The 3669-nt window shown below is 41.0% G+C and carries 1 protein-coding gene; it reads right to left on the bottom strand.

Annotated features, from left to right (window positions below):
* Window positions 1-252: 252 nt before the first annotated feature.
* Window positions 253-3669 (bottom strand): hypothetical protein (locus COV52_03555; GenBank protein ID PIR11482.1); only part of this gene is annotated, 3417 nt, incomplete at its 5' end.

Below are 3669 nucleotides of genomic sequence, written 5' to 3'. Positions count from 1 at the left end.
ACTAAAAACATGATGCGCTAAAACCCGCATAAACACTGGGGTGTAAATATTTTATCCATAAAAATCTGGAAGTCGGGAAAGGATTAAGGAAAATTTTCTCTTGGGATGGTGCAACGTTATCTCAAGTTGTTACAAAAATTGAACAGGTCGAGTTGGTTTCATGAGGCGGCCCTGGAACGTTGATGGCGCAATTAACCATCGAGACTTTCGCGAGAGGCTCATTAAAATTGATGAGGCTCTCACTCAAGCGGACTAGGGGCATGAGTGGATTTCAACAGTATGGTTCGAACTCAACGCATGGTTTGTTGGTTGTGCTGGTCGGCTAAAAAACTGGGTTAACTCACTTCGCTGTTTTAATGAGGAACAAACCTGGGTGTCTAATATTTTATCAACCGCCTGATCGAGAAACTCACGGCCCCTCAATCTCATCATCATCATTAGCTTACATTTAATCATCATCCAAATTAGCCCCCAAGAACGCGTATACCCGGGTTCTTTTCTAGGAAGCGAATGACGCTCTTGTCTTAGGCAAGTTTTGAAGTCAGCATCGACCTGCTGTGCTATCCCTTTAACTTCAGCAATGGTAGCTGTGTTCTTTAAAGCTAATCTGGTGTACTGAACAATGAGTTGCTTTTTTTTGGCAAGGTTAGCAGTACCGTCAATTTCAGCTCGGTTAATACTCTGCCTTGTTTTGATAGTCTTCGGCAAATAACGCTCAACTTGTCGATCAACCTCACAACTTTTTCGCAGCAGTTCCCGCTGGGAACCGCTTTCTGCCAGCGTCCGGTTATCTGAGACTCGCGACTCGCTTGTTAAAAATCTATCATCGGGTAAAGCGGGCATCCCCAGCGGGGGCGGCTGACTTTGTCGACGAAACTTCTCCCAGATTTTTTGTAAAAAAATAGCAGCAGGGTTGTTTTTATTTGATTCCAAAAGATCTTGCAAACCCCTCACTTCCTCCAAACAAAAAATTAACTCCGCTGGCATAAGACTACGACAACGCTGAATAAAACGCTGGCAGACCTCGGTATTTCTCAGAGATATAACAAAGAGCCTGCTAAATAGCGAGCGACCCGAAGAATCTTTAGCAGAAAACAAAACAAAATACTCGCCAGGAGAGAGTTCTTTGTAAACTAGGTTTTTCAATCTGCTGGCATCTTCAAAAGCTCCTGAAGCAGCCACATAACGAGCAAAAGCAACGCCATGCTCTAAAGAAATCTTTTCATAGAGTAAGTCACAAAGTTGCCCCCAGAATCCTTCAATTTTTGCTCTGGTGTAATCTGTTTGTTTAAGGTAGCCTTGAACAGCACCGATAACCGAATTTGCATGCGTGCTCTTTCCAGACGCAACCATGTCATAAATGACTTCTCCTATCTTTCCTAGGTCCTCCCTGGTCGTAGAAAAAATGCATGCCCATGCCTCCCCATTATTCTGAGTATGCGGAGGAAGCTGAGCAGCTAAATTCAATTTTTGACTCAGAGTTAAGTTTTTTAAAAGAGGCGTTAACAACCTATGAGCGTGCTTCAAAACTATTCTACCCAAATGTTCACGAAAAAATGTTTCTTTTTCACTGTACTTGGCTTGAGCAAACAGTTTTTCCATTAAAAGCGGCACATCTTCCGGCGCAAGCTGGTCGAATAAAGTCTTTGGCGCTTCATCACGAACCTGTTCTTTTTGAAAAAAAAGCAAGTAATACTTTTCAAAAATAGAAAGGCGAGACAATAACGTAACCAGACCGTTAAGATTTATCTTTTTGTTTGCATATAAAACCCAGGGTACATTTCTTCCATAATCGTGTTCAATAGCCAACAGCCTGAAAAAAGCAGAGGGGGATATGTCTTTTATCCATTGAAAAATCGGCTCTTCTGCTTTAATGTCATATAAGCATTCAGCAAACGGGCTGAGGAGTCCATGTCCTCTAATACGTTTTAATACATAAGATGCAACGACAACTCGCTCAGATTCAATCAGGTCCTGTATGAACTTACCGGAAAGCTCGTTGCAGAAATCAAGTAGTTGTTGATATGGGAACCGAAGAAGAAAAGCCCATATATCAAGGTGATTGACTGCCTTTTTTAGAAGCACTTCCCCAAAAATGGTGTTCCCTCCCCCATTAATTTTCTCATTCAGAAAAGCAATCAAATCTGCTTTATCTGGAAACAAAGCATTTAGAATAGGCCAAACATGTTCTTCTTGATGGGAGCCTATTATTACTCTTGGTCTCATAAAGGAAAGCAATCGATTAAAAACCGTACAATATTGACCAGGGCTACACTCAACAAGAGAGAGGAGCACAGATTTTCTATGATCAGATGGGAATTTTTGCAACATCTTGAAGGCAAAATGAGCAAGATCAGTCCAAGAACAAACAATATTGCTTAGAATGTTACCAAGAAAACCAACCTGATCACCATCCACCTGGGAAAAAAGGACACGCAAGTGTTCTAAAGAAAACCCCTCCAGGTAGGTCTTTAATACCCGACAGATCTTCATCTTCTCAGGAGATGAACCTCGGTGGTCACTTACAAGTTCTGCAAAAATGCGTGCAATGCTTATTTTGTTAATTGCATTCAATGGAATTAAGTTAATATAATCCAAAAAAGAAGAACCAATATGAGCCTCGGCGAAACATCTAACTGCAGTAAACAACACTTCTCTAAAAATCGACTTCGCTGGTAAAGGCCCAGAGTCTTGAAAGAAAGCGTCGTCTCCGTAAACAGTAAAAAGTTGATGTAAAAAATGTAATATTTTGAAAAGATTATCGCTTTTTATTTTGTTTACGGTACATGCCTGAATAAAAACCCTCAGGCAATCCCCTTTAAGAATTGGATGAACTCGTTTAAACAAGGGGATTAAACATCCTATTGACCCTGTAGTGATAATAGCGTCAACCTCTTCGGCTATAAAATTTTCAACATCCTCGCGTCTCTGGATCTGGATGTTTTGTAGTTCATTTTGCAAGTAGGTATCGTATTCCTCTGATCCGCTTGAACAAAGAGCGGCGCTTCTCCTAAAAGCCTTGTCATCAATATTCAATTTAAATAAAGACTCAAGTTGACTTGCATCCTCCTCTGAAAGATAAGGGTTTAATAGGTTATAAAGCTCTGCCTTTTGATTTCTTGTCCACCGAACCAAAAGCTCTATCGGCTTTAAAATAGAGCTGTCTTGATTACCTGCTTCTTGCAAGACTAAGAGCCCAAATAACTGCTGTGCTCTTGCCTTTTTATTTGCCTCTTCGAAATAAAGCCATTCTTTCACCTCAGTTATATTTATACTGGCTAAATACCGGAGTAATTTTTTTTCCTCATCGCTCATTTTAACATAGGCTGCTATCTGAGTGACAATCTGATCTGGCAAAATACGTGCATTATGCTGATAATAACAATCAGCAGCCATTCTTGTGATTCCAGCAAGCAAACCAATGTTAAGATTAGCTAACGCTTTGCAATGAACATAGGCCCAAGGATTATACTCGAGCAAAGCATTTTCCAACTGTTCCCGGAGGATAACGGAATCTGCCGAAGGGGGAAAAAGCTCTGGATGATATTCTGCAAGGAAGAGAAAAGCTTCTTCGTAGTCAGGGTTAAAAACATCAGCGCCTAAAAGGGTCCGGTAATGTGTCGCGGTAGCTCTAATAGCCGTTAGTGCTGGCAAGCCAGAATCTAAAAC

This window comes from Gammaproteobacteria bacterium CG11_big_fil_rev_8_21_14_0_20_46_22, from assembly GCA_002796245.1.
GTDB lineage: Bacteria > Pseudomonadota > Gammaproteobacteria > UBA12402 > UBA12402 > 1-14-0-20-46-22.
The sequence above is the reverse complement of the archived record's forward strand: the minus strand, read 5'-3'. Positions and strand labels throughout refer to the sequence as shown.